This is a genomic window from Haloferax marisrubri, from assembly GCF_001469875.2.
Lineage (GTDB): Archaea > Halobacteriota > Halobacteria > Halobacteriales > Haloferacaceae > Haloferax > Haloferax marisrubri.
Genome location: NZ_LOPW02000016.1, coordinates 55,729 through 73,561, shown reverse-complemented (window position 1 = coordinate 73,561; position 17,833 = coordinate 55,729). Strand labels below are relative to the sequence as shown.

Sequence of the window (17,833 nt, the reverse complement as noted above, 5' to 3'; positions counted from 1 at the left end):
GAGAGCTGGAGTTATGGCTAGTAAGGTGATCTAATCTGTGCGATTCTACGTTCCAGAATGGGACGACGCTGTCGATGCTCACTATGATTTCGAGCACGACGAACTCTCTGCGATTGACCGCTCAGAGCGGGAACTTAGCTACATCTGGGATATCTTTGAGTACGGCACGACCCCGATTGATGGCGTTCTAATTTCGCGCGAGCAGGTCGAAACGACGAACCGCAAATCTGAGCGATTACGGAAACACGGTGTCTACGACGACCCTGTCCTGTCGATTCCGGACTGGCTTCCAACAATTAGTGACTGTGGTGCGTGGGGCTACAAATCTCTCCCTTTCCCCCCGTACGACAACGCGGAGATGCTGGATTTCTACGAAACGCTCGATGTCTCTGTGGGCGTCACAATCGATCATCTCGTGTTAGGGTCTGGAAAAGACAAAGGTCGTCTGTATCTCGATGAACGTGCTTTCAGCGATGGGTTTTCTAAAACAGATATCCCTGACCGGATAACCAATGTCGTCGACCTGATGGTCGATGAATGGCCAGACGAGTGGCCAAGTTACGTCGATGACTACGAGCCGAGTCTCCGGACACACGAGGCTGTCAGCCCCTTCACACAGTCTGACTTCGAAGGTGAGGTTGATACTGTCCTCTCTACATTAGCTTCAGACCCGCGGGCGGTTTATCGTGCTGACGACGCTGCGTTCCGATACGAATTAACGCTCGACAATGCCCAAGAGATGTACAATCAGTACCAAGCCGGAGAGTATTCATTCCGGCTGATGGTTGCCATCCAGGGATGGGATCCGTCCTCCTATGTTGAGGCACTTGAGCATGTTCTCGAGATTGGCTACGATTATGTCGGAATCGGTGGTGTTGCTGGGAGTCCGATCCACGACGTCAGAAAAATCGTGAAGAGTGTCGGGAAGTCAGTCAAAGCATTCGAGCGCGAACACACCTGCCGGATCGATACTCACGTGTTCGGGTTTGCGAAGACCGAAGGGTTCGACGCAGTCGGTCGTTCTGGAATGACGAGCTTCGACAGCGCCAGTATGCTTCGTTCGGCATGGACCGGTGGTGACAACTACCGACTGACCAACGACGAGCGGTATGACGCGATTCGTGTCCGATACCCCTCGAATCGGGATTCGTTGCACGAGTCAGTCGAAAAATCACTCCGTGGACGAGAACTGTTAGTTGCGCTACGAGCGTACGACGCCAAGAGATCGCTCTCAGCGGCTGTTGACACGTGGTACGAAACGGCAGCGACAGTCATCCCAGAGACGCGGGAGTACCTTCGAGAACACCGCTATGAAGATCGGTATGACCAGTCGCTTCTGCAAGATATTGAAGAGGCGTTCCGTGACGACTTCACACACGCCCGCGAGTTGCAGGCGAGTTTCAGCGACTCTCTCCGTGGAAAGCTTGTGAAACTGCTGCGCAAAGACAGTCCCGAAGACCCAGTCCCCTTCGAGGAGTACGACGAGTTACTGAATACTGCAGCGACCGCATTCGCCGACTTCCCGCGAATACCCACACTTATTGAAGACGCCGAACCGACGCCGCTTGAGAGAATCTGGACTGCGGTCGAGGACTACGCTACGTGGATCGGTGATGATGACCTCCTCGAAGACTACCGTCGCACGCTCGCGAACCGACCTTGGGAATCTTGTGAGTGCCCAATCTGCAGCGAACACGGTATTGAAGTCTGCATCTTCCGTGGGAATGACCGGAACCGACGGCGCGGATTCCACAACACACGCCGGTTCTACGACGAGTTTACTGATTCGATTCCGAAGATTCTCGTAGCGGTTCAGGGATCTGCAGGGCTCAGTCGGTATGATACGATTGAAGACTATCTCCAAAACGAAGAGCCAGCGTTCTGGGAGGCCGTCCATGATCTGCCGGTCGCTGAGATCGGTGTGTTCGATGCGGCAGGTGTCCGTGAGTGGTGGACAGAGACGGGCCAAACTGTTTCCTTTGCGCCAACACGGATGCAGGAGAACCTTCAAGAGCAGGCGAACCGCTACCAGCACCTGTTCCTTGTCACCCCAGACGGTGACGTCGATGGTGAACTTGGTCAAGCAGTTGCAGCGAGTAATTGCGAGCTACAAACATTCTCCAGTCCAGCGGACCTCCGACGTGAGGTTCTGGAGGCGTGTGGTGAAGACTACGTTGTTGGTGATGACTTCGTCCCGCACGTCCCCCAAGTGGACCCTACTGACGGCCTGAATATTCTCGTTGTCGACCAATGCTCTGGGAGCAAGGAGTTCCCGGACGGTGCACCGGTATTCGATGCAGAGGAGACGCTTGAATATTCACGAGAAGAACTCCTCGAACGAGATAACGTTCCCCAGATTGCAGCACGCGACCTGTATACTGGCCGCCAGCAAAAGTATGTTCGAGAGGCTGTTCGGACACTTCGCGATGACGGGCACGAGGTTAGTCGGTATTTCATTAGTGCCGGTTTCGGACTCGTGTCAGAATATGACCCGCTCCCGCCATACGAAGTCACGTTCAGTTCGATGAACGTCAGCGAGATTCGCCACCGCTCGTCTGAGTTGAATATCCGCCCCGACTTGGAGGACGTCCTCAAGCAGAGTGATTACGATGTCATCTTCTTCACACTCGGAAGTGACTATTACACGAGCATTGACATTGACTCGCTCGTCCGAGACGTTCCTGCGGACCAGATTGGTGTTGTGTTTAATCGTGATCTGGTCAACGACCAATATGATAATATTGTGTCAGTTGGTGCACGAACTGAAGACGCAAAAAATCACGGCACAATTGTTGTTGGCCTGAAGGGGGTATATCTCAAGAACTTCGCTCGCCGTGTTGGGACTGTCGACTCACTCGACCCAGATCTCGTTGAAACACTTTGTCGCGAAGTCGTAGAGGGGCCAACACAAGCAGCACTTGAGCAGTACTAATTGACAATCCTGGTTTTGTAAGTAATCTTTCTATTAGGCCATTATCTAAGTAGGCCAACAGCCTATCCGAGCGGGAGGCATGTTATACAGACGACGAAAACTCGATCTCCCACACGGAGAACTAGAGACACCTGTTCTCTTCCCCGTCCGTAATGTGGGAAAACGGTCGAGTGACAATACTCCCCCCTACATTGGATCAATTCCTGACTTACCAGTCGCCATGGTCAATACCCGGGCAATCCGGAATCGGAAACCAATGTGGAATCGGTTAACAAATGGTGTTACACTCCGGCAAGAGATGGATGTCCCGGACGAGACAATTGTGTTTGCTGATAGTGGTGGCTTCGATTTTAGTTCGGAGGAAGTTGACACTACCCCAGCAAAAACCCTCGAAGCACAGCAACAACTAGATGCGGACATCTACGGAACTGTTGATATTCCACTCTCCCGTGAGAATCGAGCAGCAGAGAACCAGCGCCGAGTAAACCAGAGTATCGAGTATGCACTAGAGGCGAGTGACCAACATCCTGGTGACGCAGTCCTTTTTGCAAGTGTACACGGGTATGACCCCGAGACAGTTCGGAACTCTATCGCACATCTGGAAAAACACGGCGACTTTGATGGCTATGCTCTCGGAAGTATGGTTCCCATTCGAACAGACTACAAAAAAGTAACTAAATTGATATTAGCAGCACGAACTGCGACAGACAAACATCTCCATGTCTACGGACTTGGTGGCCTTGTATATCAACCACTCTTACTATATCTGGGTGCTGATAGCTTTGATTCGTCAGCGTTCATTCGAAGTGCAGGGAATCGAAACTATCTGATACCAGGATTCGGTGGTGAAGAGTTACGGAACATCGAAGAGTTAGAGCGATTGCCGTGTCCATGTCCAGTCTGTGGCCCACGGACATTAGCAGAGATTCGTGAGGACCGCTCTGCACTCGTGCAACACAACCTGTGGGCGTTAGCGACCGAACTACGTCGATTCCAGTACGTTGCTGAATCTGGACGAGACATCGAAGAGTATCTCGATCTCAGGTTCAGCGGAAACGAGGTCACGAAGCGTGCATACGAGACTGCGAAGCAACAAGTCCGGAGGCTCACATGACCGACGAACGACCGACGATACGCCCGGTTACGTTGAGTCGGTTGGTGGAACTCACCTATAGTTGCGAAGATGGCTATAAGTCGACAGAGGAACTTGCAGACATCCTCGACGTGACCCACCGCCGTGCCCGTGAAACGATTCTCGAAGCAACACGGATCTCGCTCTTATCCGAAGAAGAGGATATCGACGGCGCGATTTATACGACGACAAGTGTCGGCGAATCATTCTTAACTGCAATTCGAACCGAGGATTGGGAAAAAGCGAGCTCAATCCTTGCCGTTCGGAGTCCGCATTACGGTGCATTTCTCGAAGCACTCGACGCAATCGAGAATGTTGATCTTGACGGCCTCTTAGAGCATCTCGAAGAGGCTCACGAATACTCGCCGTATTCATTCAACCAAACGGGTATCGAAATCGTCGGAGATTGGGCTGAACGTCTCGGAAGCGTACAGCGAAATGCATTCACAGGCAACTACTACCTCTCGAAGACAGCCGAAGTCCCACGTAACTTCCATTTCATCGTGCTTGACGCGTACGACGATCTTGAACAGACTGCGGGGGTTAACTTACGACAGCGGTATCTCTCGATCCCAAAACTCAGAGAGGAAATCTGTGAGCGAATCGGTTGTCGGCGGGACGATTTCGACGACGCGCTCCTTGCGCTGTGCCAGCAAAACGTCGGGAAACTCGAACTCTCGGGAGCACCCATGGATACTGCCGCCAAAGATGCAGTACTGGGCATCAAACAACTCGAGCTTGCGGATGAGGGTCCACTAATCACTACCTCACAGTCAACGCAGCAGGTTATGTCAGGCGTCGAATTGTACGGGAAGAAATACTACTATCTCGCGGTTCACGACCGCGACATCACCTTTGAGCAGGAGGCACACTAATGTCCAACAACTTCACAATCACCGATCAGCAGCGAGACTACTCACAGTACGACCTTCGCGGAAACCCATTCCCTTACAGTCCAGTCCCCGCAGAGAATCCCGAGATATTCTGTGGCCAAGACCACGTCTCAGAGAAAATCAGTTCGACGGTGTCTTCGGTGCTGTCTACTGGGAAGTCGAAACACCTCGTCGTGACTGGCAAATACGGAAACGGGAAATCGCACACGCTAAAGTACACTCGCTCGCTCCTTCGTGATCGCGATGACGTCGTTGTCGGCTATGTCGCACAACCTGGTGAGGGGTTCCTCGACATCTACCATGAGTTTGTCTACGACCTCGGGTTCACTCACCTTCAGAACTTAGCCTACGAGTTCCTTGCCTCAATCACGCAAGAATGTACGGACGAGTCTCCAGCGAGTGCAGCAGCGATGCGATCGCTCATCGACGAGGGAGACGTCTTGCTGTCTGAGATCGTCCCTGAAGCAATCAAGCAATTAAGCGATATCACAAAGTTCGCCGACTTCGCTCGTGCCATCGTTCATATGATCTACGAAGATACCAACCTCTACGCTTGGCAGTGGCTGACAGCTGAGGGAATCCGCTACGAGCAGCGCAAAGAGATGGAGATTCACAGCGCCCTTGATGATGATACGATGGGGGTTCGAGCATTTACAGCGCTCAAAAATATGCTTCTCGAGTTAGGGTATACGGCTGTCTTCGTTTTTGTCGATGAGTTCGAGAGTATTGCTCGACTCTCTCCAAAAAACGAACAAGCGACGCTGAATAGTGTTCGTCACCTCATGGACCAGAACAGTTCTGGTCTCTGCTTGCTCTTCGGGTGTGCACCTGAAGTGTGGCAAGATGTCATGAGCGAATACCATGCATTCAGCGAGCGTATCGGCCAAGAAGTGACGCTTAAGCCACTCACTAGCGAGCATCTGTCTGATCTCATCGCAGATTATCTCTCGTTAGAGCGCGTAGACGGTGGTGCGGAAGAGTCGCTACGACCCTTTACTGAAGAGAGTCTAAATCTGATTCTGCAGCGCTCACAGGGAAATGTTCGTCAAATCTTAGCGCTCTGTAGTCGACTCCTTGACGATGCTGCAGACGCTGACTATGAGACGATTTCCGTCGACGTAGTTGAGGAGGTCACCTAACTCTGGATTGATGCGTGAAGACATTTACTCAGCACAGAGCTCATTCGTCTCTGCAATCTCTATGGAGACATCCGATATGTTGTCCGGTAACGACTCAAGCAGTCGGTTTTCGAGAACAACAGCCATTACTTCTACTGTCGGTGGGTGGTCAAGGACGATGACGGCATCCCCATCTCCTGACTGAGTAAATGCATCGATGAGTGGGTCACCCTTCTCCAGAAGAAAGCGGTGGTCCCACTCATCGATAATACTCGTTATGTCTGCCTTGTCGACGAGCCATCCCTCTTCTGTTAGCGTGCCCGTGACTGTGACGGCTATTTCGTAGTTGTGTCCATGTGGTCGAGAACACTTTCCCTCATGGTGAATAAGTCGATGGCCCGAACTGATTCGGATTGGTCGATCTCGTCCGATATGGAGTGTTCGTTCACTGGCATCAGATAGTGTAGTCCGACTGGACTCCGATTCTTCAGGTATTCTCTCAGGCACACTCTGATATTATCAAGGTGATGCAAAAAGTGTTCTGTTGATTGAAAGTGAACTAAACCCGCACAAGTGGATCTATTGAAATCCTCAGTAGGTTATACGCCCATCCGATAATTTGACCCGATGGGCACTGTCTGTTTAGTGGCTTCCTCGACTGATGTTTGTCCATCGAGCGCTTGATGAGGCCCTTGAAAGTTGTAGTATTGCGCAAATTGTATGATCCATTCGCGGATGCTTCCGTGATTGCCCACCCACGAATTATGGAAGCGGTCGACCCGCATTTTGAGGGTGTGCAACACTCTTCGATGAGGTTTCGCTCGATGTAGTCAAGCCGACCGCTCAATTCTAATCGAGAGAGGGCAGTCTTAGAGCCATAACCATCAACCAGATTGAGAGATATAGACTGTATCAACTTGTTCGACTGGTTCCAGCCGAATGAAGCGGAATCCATCCTTTTCAGCGGGTGTTGATACTCGATATTCTAGTGAGGTTTCGCCGATGGCCGTTGCTATCGCTCCATCTATATCTCTAAACTCGAAACTTCCATCAATAGTCTTAGTTCTAGTCCCGAGAATGCATAGTGTGTTATAGACTAGGAACTCGCTCGCGGCCTCGCTGTCGGTCGGTCCCGAGGCGTATTGGGCCTCACTTCAGTCCGAACGTCTTCGCCGAGGACACAGAGTAGATCCAGCAGACAGGCTTCGACGACTTCTAGATTAGACAGTCTGTCTTCTGAGGAATGTTTTTATACTGATTGAAGGATAGTTCGACAGTACTGGATTGAGTTACGAATTGATCTACAGACATCACCCACACAAATCCTCATGAAGGAACTATTCGATAGCTGGAAGTACAGTCGGGCAGACCTACTTCGGGTCAACACCCGTTCGAAGACGTACGACCGAGTACCGGTCACAGAAGCGGCATCCAACGCCGTAGACGAACTCAGCATCAAGAATCCGTCGGGAAAAGGCTACATCGTACCCCTCTTCTCCCTCTACGAGCCAACCCCACGCGACAAGTACGTCATTTATAAACCAGATACCGGTCAGATAGGCTGGTTTGATACTGGATTTTCTGGAGGTGTAGAACGGTTTGCAGCAGCGGAGAAACTCGAGACGACAGAGATCGGCCAACGACTCCGATTCTGGCATCCGTCACACCAGAGCGAAGTCGAAATAGAGTTCGACGAATCAGAACTCCCGGCGTCCACGGTCCACCCGGTCGACAGTCTCAACAAACAGGGCCGAAAGGCGTTCTTCGAAGAACTGACAGGGTTCGTCCGGTCCGAGATGGATGCTGCACGAGAGTCGAACTGGGAACAGTACGAGGAGATAGAACTGGACCAGGCAATTCGCCGAAACCGAGTATCTGGGCCATTCCTCCCGCTAGGGAAGGGAAAGGACAGAAACGGGAACGAAGTCTACCGCTTCCAACTTGCACAGGATGAAGGCGAAGATGACGGCGAACCAGTCGACATCCGCGACGGGGAGGGAATCTTCCCAAAGAACCTGTGTATCGCCGACATCGACGGCGTCGGTGGAGAGTTCCCAATCGAAGTAGAGGTGATGTCTGTCGACGATCCAATCGTCTCACTCCGACCACGCTGGGGTTCTGTGGGTAACCGACAAACCGTCGACAAGTACCTCTGTAGCGATACGGTAGAGCTCTGGTTACACGACCTCCTGAATCCCATTCCGTACGAGAGACAACTCGATGCCATCAACGCAGTGAAGCGGAACGGAAAGAAAAGTGGTCTACTCACTGGAAACCGTCCGATATCGTTCTCGGTGAACAAGTACGCAACCATCGACTCGCCGATCGAACTCAACGAGTATCAGCGACTCGCGCTTGTGTGGGCAGACGGTGCAGAAGATTTCGTCTGTATCCACGGACCTCCCGGTACGGGGAAGACTCGAACACTCACGGCATACGTACGACACGCCGTGGAGAGGGGCCAGAAGGTGCTCGTGACCGCACATTCCAATCAAGCGGTCGACAACCTCTTGGTCGGCGACAGCACCGTCCACAAGCCCGACGAGGACACGCTCCACGAGATGGCTCAAGACCCGGTTGTGGACCTCTCTATCGCTCGAGTGGGGAGCAACTCGAAGAACGATGTGGTAAACGCCCACTACACGGACGTATCTCCTAGCAGTTCGAATGTCGTTGCTGCGACAACGAGCGGGGCCTCAGAATTCGACTCGAACTCGTTCGACGTCGCAGTCATCGACGAGGCGACGCAAGCGAGTCGGCCTGCCACCTCCATCGTGCTAAACTGCGCGAAGAAGTTGGTGCTCGCAGGAGATCACAAACAACTCCCTCCATACTGCGCCGACGAGACGATGCAAGATGAGGAGATGCATATCTCGCTGTTCGAGTACTTACTCGAGCGATACGGGGAGAAAACCGCCGTGCTCCTCAGAAAGCAGTATCGGATGAACGAGGAGATCGCGGAGTTCCCTAACGTTGCGTTCTATGGCGGGAATCTAAAGACAGCCGACATAAACCGGGATTGGAGAGTCGACAACCTCAAGCCGTTGATGGGGATCGATATCGAGGGGAAAGAACAACAGGAATCGTATGGGAAGTCCTACTACAATCGCGAAGAGGCCGAAGCAGTCGCGAAGCAGGTCAAACTCCTCGTCCAGAGTGATCTCTCTATCGACGACATCGGTGTAATTACTGCATACTCTGGACAGATTTCCCAAATCAAGCAACAGGTGAATTCACTCAGTATCCCGAACTCTCGGAGACTAACAGTCGATACTGTCGACTCCTTCCAAGGGGGTGAGCGGGAGGCAATCATCGTCTCGTTCGTGAGAAGTAACCCAGATGGACACGCAGGGTTCTTAGAGTTCCCAGACGTCGGTCCTCGTCGGCTGAACGTCGCACTCACGCGGGCCAGAAAGCGACTGGTTCTAATCGGCAACTGGGAGACGCTCTCAACGATCGCACCTCACCGAACAGAAGACGATAGCTGTGCACCTCGGTACGCGAAATTGGCTGCGCATATCCGATCGAGAGAGCGGATGCTTTCTCAAAAGAAGCAACCCTGATTCGGACAGAGTTACTCGGAGACTCAGACCTGTTCACCGATCAAGAAGCCCTTTCCCTTCTTTAATTTTATGCGAACGGTCTCTCATGGAGTGCCTCCTTCTACGTGCATGGTGGTTCTTGTACTGAGCAATAGAAGGGGTAGATATCAGGGCCGATTCGGGTGAGGCGGTCGCTATCGTTGGTCCGACTGGTGTGGGAAAATCGACCATCGCCAAGCACCTCCTCCGACTGTACGACGTTACCGGTGGTGCGGTTCGCGTGGACGGCCACGACGTGTTGGATGTCCGCCTCGCAGACCTCCGATCCTCGATTGGGTACGTGAGTCAGGACACGTTCCTGGTCGACGGAACGATCGCGGAGAACATTCGATACGGCCGCTTCGACGCCAACCGCTCAATCCTACTCGAGAGCAGTCTGAGAGCCGTAGCCATCACCAGAAACACAGCATCTGAAAGATCGTGTGTCTCCGAGACTCAAGATCTGTAGATTTCGGAATCTTGGGGTGCGAGAGAGTACCGATAGCGACAGTCGACGACATGAGCGGGCTCGGAGGAGCGACGAACGTCTATGAGTTGGATGTCCCTCCGAAAGAGACTCTCCAGGCGATCAGTGACGGAGCGACAAATCCGGCGAACAAAGAGCTTGCTAGCGAACTGTACGAGTTTCTGAGATAACCGCGACAGGTCAGCCACGCATCGCTAGTGCAATACCTACTCCTCGGTGGGTCTCCACCGCCCATAACAAGATCGGATTATTGAACGTTCAAAACGAGAGATATCCAATTAACCCGCGACAGAGGGCCTCAAAACCCATAACACGGTCGGAACGGGACCGGTGTCTAGTTGTACTGTCCGCACTCACGTATTTTTACTTCATACGAAAAGGCAGTGGGAAGTTAAAGTGATGAGCTGATAACAATTCTCACACCTTTTCCAGGGTCTTCGCGGCCACCAGATGGTGAGCACCTACGTGGACCGGTCTAACCCGAGGAGGGGCTTAACCCTGTATGTATCTTGTTAGAGAACTCAGGACTCCCACACTTGTTCGTACTGGCCAACGACTTTGAAATACGACTCGTCGTCGACGACTGGGCGTGGTATCGTCCCGCCGTCGAACTCTGAGATATGACCAAGGTGAACTGGGAGTAGTCCATCAGACGGGTCGTCCGTTTGACTCGTTACTAACAACCGTCGGTTAACCAGGCGACGTGCCGCTGTGTTTCCTTGCCGTTCGGTCTCAGTAACCCACGTATCGACTGCATTCTGAATATCTCTTGCTCGTTCCCCGGAGAGGTCACCCGGTGAAACGTTACCCCACACGTGACCGAGTTCAGTGATGTACAATCGACCTCCAGTAGGCCGATATGTTCGGTATCGTTCGACCAATTCGTCGTGGTCGAACGCTGAGGTGAAGTCGTAATCTTTCCACCGCCAGTGAAGTTCGTCATCCTCTGCTAACGACCAGCGCTCTCCGTGGTGAAACGGCAGTCCGGACCAAATACGAACAGAATCGGTCTGCCTTGGAGGGTTCAGATCGACTTCTCCAAAGTCGATTTCTCCGGTGAGCTTACCCACGTATACCGGAACCCAACCTGACGACACTACTGCTTGGTCGACGTTCACGTAGTCGTCGGCTCTGATCTTCGTCAGAACCTCACCTCCTGCCGTGATACGAACGATCCCATGTCCTCCTTTTTTCCCGAAGCTCCGCAGCACATCCCGAAGACCCTCGGGAGGTCGTGCATGGATATTGAGGTCGCGTTGCTCCCACTTGATCGCTCCCTCAGGGAACTCGTCACTCGTCACGAGACTGTATCGCGAACCGCGATGCGTCGATGGCCACGGTTGCCCGGGCTCGATGGTCACAGACCTTCCACCAGGGAGCGGTACCGTGGTCTCCTCGCGACTGTACGTCGCGGTCATACGACCCTCCAGAGATGTGTATCAGGTTCGTTTCCCATATTCACTGACGTGTTCGGAAATTGCACTTTGTCAATTTGAATCATTTGTTTGTTCATTCACCTTTTTCTGAAGGTCACCGAACACGTCTCCATCTGCATCTTCGCTTTCGTCGGCACCGAGGCGACCGTACTCTCCTGCTTGCGGAGACTCATCTGCACCACCTTGCGGAGGTTCGGACGGTGGTTCGATCTCGTGCTCCTCGTCCACGATCTCAGGTCGTGAAGCTGATGACGACGACAACTCCTCAATCACGTCAAAGTCCGTGACTTGGGGAGGAATGCTTGGTTCTTCTTCGACACGAGCGTCCATGTCGAACTCGCGTTCCTTCCCTCTCTCGAGCACGTCAGCGAGAAGACTATCAGAGACGCCAGCAATCCGGAACCACTGCTCCAACTGGTCACCATTACACAGGAAAATTCCGTGTTCGTCAGCTAACTCTCGAGCATCTGCGTCGAAGGTGCCGTTCGTGACGACGACGAGATCAGACGGTGCTCGCCCCTCCCGGGGTTTCGTGTTGCCGTCCACCATCGGACGCACCTCCTGAGCAGAAACTGAGCAACCAGATACGACAGAGACGGTACGGATTCCCACAGTGGTGTGCGAGCGATTCCAGTAGAGGTCGACGGCTGAGTCACGGACGTCAGACCGTCGAGTCCTCCCCTCGAAACGTTGGAGGACGACACCCAACACGCGAGCGAACTCGTCCGTCGAAAGATATTCGACGTCGTCGACGTCTGCACGTCGGTTCTCCATCGGGCGGGGTGACGAATCCGTCGACCGGGGCTGCGAGAGTTCCGTCTGACTGATCTTCTCGTCGAGTTGTTCGAGGGTTCCTTCGACGAGTCGCTTCACCCGTCGTTCGGACACAGACGAATACTCCTTCTTGTGGATGAAGTCTATCAGTTTATACACTGGAACTGAGTCGTCGACTGCTCGTTCGATTGTCTTCCGGACCGACCCCGCATCGTACCACTCTGGATTGTGTCTGTTGCTCATCGGAACACCTCCACAATGCGGCGAATGACCCCACGTTTCCTCCTGTTGACCTCATTCCCGGCATCATCTAACACGACGAGTTCGTTCGCGCCGAACAGTGACTTCCCGTAGACGACGAGATACCGTGCATTCGTGCTCGCTTTGACTGTTCGGAAGTCGTCTTGGATGGACTGGGGGACCGCTTGCTTGGAGGCAGAACCCAGTGTTCGACAGGTCTCACAACGACCCTGTTCTAGGGAAACCGGCGCATACGATTGCTCACACAGAGAGCACGCCTCTACGTGCTCCTTGGCGACGTATCCCGACTGGATTGGTGCTTCGACTGCATTCACCGAGATAACCGGCTTGTTGCACTCTACACACATGTGGACGTGGTCGTCACACGCGACGAGATCGCCCCCGTGGCCACCGCCCGACAGGTGACGTCGGCAGAACTCGTCCCCACCAACGTCGCATTGGCTCCGGTGATCGCGACACAGCTTGTCGTCACACGTTCCGCATTCGACGAGGTGAGACGGACAGTACGACACATCCTCTCCACACTCGACGCACGCTTCGGCGTGGTCTACGCAGATGGTGTCTTCACAAACCGCGCACGTCGTGATGTGAGTAACACAGACTGCTTCTTCACCGACTGAGCAGTGATCGATATGTTCTGTGCAGTGTGGTTCGTCACAAACCCCACATTGGGTGACAGTATCTGTACAGAAGTGTTCGCCGCAGTGACCGCATGACGACCTGTCGTCGGGACAGAGCTGGTCTCCACAGTCGGCACACGCTTCTAAATCAGACGTGCAGGTGACTTCTCCGCACGCGTCGCAAGTCTTCGAATGTACTTCACACACTCCCTGCTCACACGTTTGACAGACTTCGACGTGAGATTCACAGAGGTCATCCTCACAGATAGAGCAGGCTTCGGTGTGGGATGGGCACGTGAGCTCAGTGCAGGTTTCGCACTCCGTGAGGAATACGTATCCAGTTATTTCTCCGCAGTGGATACACTTGGACCGGTCATCTGGACAGAACAGCTCACCGGAGTATGTGCCCGTTTCGAGGTCGTCGGTACACGTGACCTCTTCACAGGACGCACACGTCTCTGAATGTCCTTCACAGACGTTCTGATCGCATGTGTGGCACGTTTCGAGGTCGTCGATACACGTGACCTCTTCACACACTACACAGGTCTCAGAGTGGTCTTCACAAACCCCAAGCTCACATGTCTGGCAGACTTCGACGTGAGATTCACAGAAGTCATCGTCACAGACGGTGCACGAATCAGCGTGGTCTGGACACGCTGGTTTACTGCAATCGGCACACGCTATGAGATGTTCGGACCCCACCGGTTCTTCACACCGCCTGCACGTTCCCATGTGGTCATCACAATAGTGTGTCCCAGAGTGTGAGCACTCAGTTGCGTGAGTCGGACAGAGGACGTCACCACAGTCCTGACAAGTGATTCGGTCTTCGGGGCAGAGGAGATCACCACATGCAGAACATCCCTCAAGATGGTCACCGCAATGGCCGACCTCACAGACTGTGCAGTCTTCGAGGTGCTCAGTACAGTGGTGCCCATCACATGCGGGACACGGGGAGCAGTGTTCGTGACACCGAATAGAATCACACGTAAGGCAAGTCTCCCGATCTTCTGGACAAAGCGTGTCACCACATTTGGTACAGCCTTCGAGATTCTCTATCCCGTGGTCATCGCCGTCAACTTCGCAAACGTCGACGTGTGTGGCACAGCGCCACTCGCTGTCAGTTGCACACTGGACAAGATGGTCGTAACAATGTACCTCACCACAGGTATAACAATCTGAACTGTCTTCCGGACAGATGAGCGTACCACACTCTCCACACGGTTCGACGTGTTCTTCGCCGTGGTAATCGCCGCAGATGGTACACATGGCCGCGTGTGCGAGACATCGTGGTTCTCCGTCGGTAGTACATTCCACGAGGTGCGAGTCACAGTGGAACTCACCACAGGTCGAACACCCAACGCCACAGAGTACACAGGTTGTCTCGCCGCACATCGTGCACTCGGATCTGTGATACGAACACGAGTTGCTCCCACAGGAGGTACACGTGCTGGAACACTGTGCACACTCTAAGGCACCGCAACTACCACACGAGTCGTATCCGTACCCGTTCGAACAGTTGCCACAGAGTGTTGTTTCGCAGGTCACACAGGTTTCGAGACAGTCAGCACAGACGACGTGGCCGTCGTCACACAGCTGTGGACGCTCACTTTTCGAAAACGTGACTCCGCACTCCGTACACTCGACGGGGTCGAACTCACCTTTTGCGGGGGTGTATCCAATACCCAAGACCCCGCTCCGGTCCCCGTCGTCTAGTTCGATTCGAAGCGTGCCAACGTCGTACTCGAGATACGTGAACCCTGCAAGTGAGACGTCGACCTGCACGTCGTGTTCGTCGCGGACGTTCTCGATTCGGTTGCGTTCTTCTCGCCTGAGCTCTGCTTTGCGGTCTTCGACGCTCTGTTTGATCTCTTCGAGCTCCTCTTTTGCCGAGATATAGTTCTGGTAGTACCGGTTCCTGGTGCTGTCTTTTCGAGCACGCTGGCGCTTGTCTTCCCACTCCCTGATCTCCTCTTTTTTGTCTTCGATTCGCTGGTCGAGTTCACCTCTACGTTGTTTGTAGAGTCGGCGAATCTCCTTGGCACGCTCAGAGACGTCCGAATCTGCTTCGGAAACGAGTTCCTGTGTCGTGTCTTGAATCCGTTCTTCAACGGTTTCGAGAGCCACGTCGTAGGTGGAATACAGGGTTTCAGTGCCGACATCGACATCCGCCCGTGCGGGCGTCTGACCGAGGAACGAGTTCCAGTGTGAGAGGTACCGGTCTTCGATGGCCGGCAGGCGTTTTCCTGTGTTGGGGTCGACGACGACCGTCTCGAGAGTCAGTTGCTGGAAGGAACTCTTACTCTCGAACTCCGCAGCGACGTGGAATACGAGTGCTGTCTTCGTCTGCTCGCGGACGAACGACTTCGTCGTGACGTCGAGGTCGCACACTTCCAGAACCGGTGGGACTTGCAGCTGTACAGATTCTGCACTGAACCGAACACTGCCGATCGTCTCTCCTCTGTTTGTGGTCTGGACGAGAGTGTTGAAAAATGGTGTTCCTGGTGCCGCGAGTACGTCTCCTTCGCCGATCTGTCGCTCGGCAGGGTCGAAGACGAGTGTGGCCCGCCTATCGAATTGGTCGCCGACCAACTCTGGGGGGAGTTTGACATCCCAGCGTGATGGGTCGTCCCTGTCGACGGTTCCTCCCCTGGACGTGATCACAGCTTCGGTGAACCGCTTGACGTTGAGCACGTTGAGGACGCGGGTGTCCTTCGAGTCTTGAGCGTCGGTACTCACGCTGTCCCTCCAGTGAACTCGAAGGTTCCGAACACGTCCTTGTTGAAGTCTGCCATCTTCTCGGCAGCCTCTTTGTTCTTCTCGAGGTCGACCGCCATCTCTTCGAAGTTGTTCTCGAGTTCGACTTCGTCGTCTGCGGTCCGCAACCTATCGAAGACTTCCCGCTCGAAGTCTGCACCCGATTTTTCCATCCGAGAGAGGACGTCCCGCAATCCTCCAATAGACTGATTGAATAAGTCGATCTTCCCGTAGAGTTTGTCGAGGACGTGTTCTTCGACAGTCCCTTCGAGAGCGAGGTTGAACACGTAGACGTCCTTGTTTTGGCCGATGCGGTCCACACGTCCGATTCGCTGTTCGACCTTCATCGGGTTCCAGGGTAGATCGTAGTTCACGAGGACGTTACAGAACTGCATATTCTGCCCTTCGCTGATCGAGTCGGTCGCGACCATCACGCCGCCTTCGTCTTCGAATTTGTCGATTGCTCGTTGCTTCCCCTTACTGGAGACGTCTCCATTGACCACGTGGACCGGGTGTCCACGCCCAGAGATGTAGTCTGCAATCGCGTCTTGCGTTGGCCTAAACTGTGTGAACACGACTGCACGGGTTGTGTTCAGATTCTCTTCGAGGCCCTCGACGACGTTTGCAAGCTTCTTCTGTTTTGTCGTCTGACCGAGTCCATCTATCAGCGTCTCGATCTCGTAGAGTTGTTCGCGCTCTGCTGGGGCCGACCTCTCAGGGTCGTTCAGCCACTTTTCGATCGTCCCGAGGACGGCATAGGGACTGCTCACGGCTTCTTTCTGTAGCATGAGCATGACGAGGTGCTTCGCCCCCTCGCTCGTGTAATTTTGACGGACATAGTCCGTCACTGCGTCGTACACGTCGCGTTCGTCGCGTGTGGGCTCGAACGTATTCGTCTGCACTCGACGGTTCGTGAAGTCTATGTCCGTCTCCTCACGGCGGTTGCGGATCATGACTCGGTTCAGGCGACGTTGAAGCTCTGAACCGTTCTTGACCTGCGCATCGTCGTTCTTGGGAACGAATTTTCGGCGGAACTCTTCTCTACTCCCGAGGAGACCCGGTCGGATGAGACGGACGATGTTGTACAGGTCCGTGATGTCGTTCTGGATTGGTGTTGCTGTCGCAAAATAGGCGTGTCCGTAGTCCAACTCTTCGATGAGCTCGTACCGCTTGGTGTCTTCGTTCTTTATGTAATGTGCTTCGTCGAGGACGAGCACGTCCCAGCGCCGTTCGAGAACATCGTCGATGTGACTCTTCGTCTTCGCCGTATCGATGCTCGAGACGACCTTGTCGTGGTCGTCGAATCCCCCAAATTCCTCGTCGTAGTTGCAAACGAACTCAAGATCAAATTTGGTCCTGAGTTCCTCTTGCCATTGAGGAGCAAGTTGAGCAGGTGTTAGAACCAGAAACGTCTTGTGCGTCTCCCTGAAGTCCATCTCTTTCAACGCCATGCCAACCTCGATTGTCTTCCCTAACCCAACTTCGTCTGCAAAGAGCGCACCTCCACCCATTTGAAAAAGTGCCCTGTGAGCTGCGTCCAACTGGTGATCGAGGAGTTTGATCTTGTCCTCGATCTCTTTGAGAGACAGCAGTTCCTGTTGTCCCTGCGCGGCTGCAAAGCGCTGTGCTTCGACATTTGTCAGATGCGTTGGAAGTCCCCCGATCTCTGTGACGTCGGTCTCGCCGAGTCGTTCGAGTATCTCGGGTCGCCGGTTCACATCCATCACTACGTCAGGTGAAGTGCCCAAATTCCCCTTGCCCATGGTGTCTTTGCGATACTCTCTCAGTCAGTAGAATAAAACCTTCGTAAATACGGAATTTCTATTTCAGGTGCATTTCCATGTG

11 protein-coding genes and 1 pseudogene are annotated in these 17,833 nt (G+C 53.6%); 6 read left to right on the top strand and 6 right to left on the bottom strand.

From position 1 onward, the window contains the following. The first annotated feature begins 37 nt into the window (after positions 1 to 37). The 4 genes from AUR65_RS11635 to AUR65_RS11620 all read left to right on the top strand — a co-directional run bounded on the left by AUR65_RS11635 (position 38) and on the right by AUR65_RS11620 (position 6,096). Positions 38 to 2,932: a hypothetical protein gene (locus AUR65_RS11635; RefSeq protein WP_058567030.1), complete on the top strand. Its 2,895-nt coding sequence runs from the start codon at positions 38 to 40 to the stop codon at positions 2,930 to 2,932. 79 nt (positions 2,933 to 3,011) lie between these two features. Continuing rightward, positions 3,012 to 4,046, top strand: a complete 1,035-nt coding sequence (locus AUR65_RS11630) for a tRNA-guanine transglycosylase (protein ID WP_084816437.1) — start codon at positions 3,012 to 3,014, stop codon at positions 4,044 to 4,046. Further along, entirely contained in the window at positions 4,043 to 4,939 is an 897-nt protein-coding gene (locus AUR65_RS11625) for a hypothetical protein (RefSeq protein WP_058567029.1), read from the top strand. Before AUR65_RS11630 ends, AUR65_RS11625 begins: the two co-directional genes overlap by 4 nt. Continuing rightward, positions 4,939 to 6,096, top strand: coding sequence for a BREX system ATP-binding domain-containing protein (locus AUR65_RS11620; protein WP_058567028.1), 1,158 nt, complete (start codon positions 4,939 to 4,941; stop codon positions 6,094 to 6,096). Before AUR65_RS11625 ends, AUR65_RS11620 begins: the two co-directional genes overlap by 1 nt. A gap of 24 nt (positions 6,097 to 6,120) precedes the next feature. On the opposite strand, the gene AUR65_RS11615 is transcribed toward AUR65_RS11620, so the two are convergent. Together AUR65_RS11615 and AUR65_RS11610 are read right to left on the bottom strand one after the other, a co-directional pair. Then, positions 6,121 to 6,582: a 6-pyruvoyl trahydropterin synthase family protein gene (locus AUR65_RS11615; RefSeq protein WP_084816436.1), complete on the bottom strand. Its 462-nt coding sequence runs from the start codon at positions 6,580 to 6,582 to the stop codon at positions 6,121 to 6,123. A 92-nt stretch (positions 6,583 to 6,674) separates the two neighbouring features. Then, a pseudogene (locus tag AUR65_RS11610) lies at positions 6,675 to 6,973 on the bottom strand (hypothetical protein); the annotation flags it as partial. A gap of 430 nt (positions 6,974 to 7,403) precedes the next feature. On the opposite strand from AUR65_RS11610, the gene AUR65_RS11605 reads away from it, so the two are divergent. Next, positions 7,404 to 9,638: a DEAD/DEAH box helicase gene (locus AUR65_RS11605; protein WP_058567027.1), complete on the top strand. Its 2,235-nt coding sequence runs from the start codon at positions 7,404 to 7,406 to the stop codon at positions 9,636 to 9,638. 130 nt (positions 9,639 to 9,768) lie between these two features. Continuing rightward, positions 9,769 to 10,125: an ATP-binding cassette domain-containing protein gene (locus AUR65_RS20210; RefSeq protein WP_084816435.1), complete on the top strand. Its 357-nt coding sequence runs from the start codon at positions 9,769 to 9,771 to the stop codon at positions 10,123 to 10,125. Between the two features lie 539 nt (positions 10,126 to 10,664). Here the strand turns inward: AUR65_RS20210 and AUR65_RS19535 are convergent. From AUR65_RS19535 to AUR65_RS11575, 4 genes are all read right to left on the bottom strand, one after another. Continuing rightward, positions 10,665 to 11,561: a hypothetical protein gene (locus tag AUR65_RS19535; protein ID WP_146047413.1), complete on the bottom strand. Its 897-nt coding sequence runs from the start codon at positions 11,559 to 11,561 to the stop codon at positions 10,665 to 10,667. 69 nt (positions 11,562 to 11,630) lie between these two features. Continuing rightward, positions 11,631 to 12,596, bottom strand: coding sequence for a restriction endonuclease (locus tag AUR65_RS11595; protein ID WP_058567025.1), 966 nt, complete (start codon positions 12,594 to 12,596; stop codon positions 11,631 to 11,633). Beyond that, a complete protein-coding gene (locus tag AUR65_RS20205) occupies positions 12,593 to 15,970 on the bottom strand; it encodes a hypothetical protein (RefSeq protein WP_158250839.1) in 3,378 nt (1,125 codons plus the stop codon). The genes AUR65_RS11595 and AUR65_RS20205 overlap by 4 nt, the downstream gene beginning before the upstream one ends. After that, positions 15,967 to 17,751 (bottom strand): DEAD/DEAH box helicase, encoded by a 1,785-nt coding sequence (locus AUR65_RS11575; RefSeq protein WP_233194359.1) that lies wholly within the window; start codon positions 17,749 to 17,751, stop codon positions 15,967 to 15,969. The genes AUR65_RS20205 and AUR65_RS11575 overlap by 4 nt, the downstream gene beginning before the upstream one ends. Positions 17,752 to 17,833 lie beyond the last annotated feature (82 nt).

Coding starts and splice junctions, on each gene's coding strand:
- AUR65_RS11575 (WP_233194359.1), bottom strand. CDS start 17,751: ATGGGCAAGGGGAATTTGGGCACTTCACCTGACGTAGTGATGGATGTG.
- AUR65_RS19535 (WP_146047413.1), bottom strand. CDS start 11,561: ATGACCGCGACGTACAGTCGCGAGGAGACCACGGTACCGCTCCCTGGT.
- AUR65_RS11625 (WP_058567029.1), top strand. CDS start 4,043: ATGACCGACGAACGACCGACGATACGCCCGGTTACGTTGAGTCGGTTG.
- AUR65_RS11595 (WP_058567025.1), bottom strand. CDS start 12,596: ATGAGCAACAGACACAATCCAGAGTGGTACGATGCGGGGTCGGTCCGG.
- AUR65_RS11605 (WP_058567027.1), top strand. CDS start 7,404: ATGAAGGAACTATTCGATAGCTGGAAGTACAGTCGGGCAGACCTACTT.
- AUR65_RS11630 (WP_084816437.1), top strand. CDS start 3,012: ATGTTATACAGACGACGAAAACTCGATCTCCCACACGGAGAACTAGAG.
- AUR65_RS11620 (WP_058567028.1), top strand. CDS start 4,939: ATGTCCAACAACTTCACAATCACCGATCAGCAGCGAGACTACTCACAG.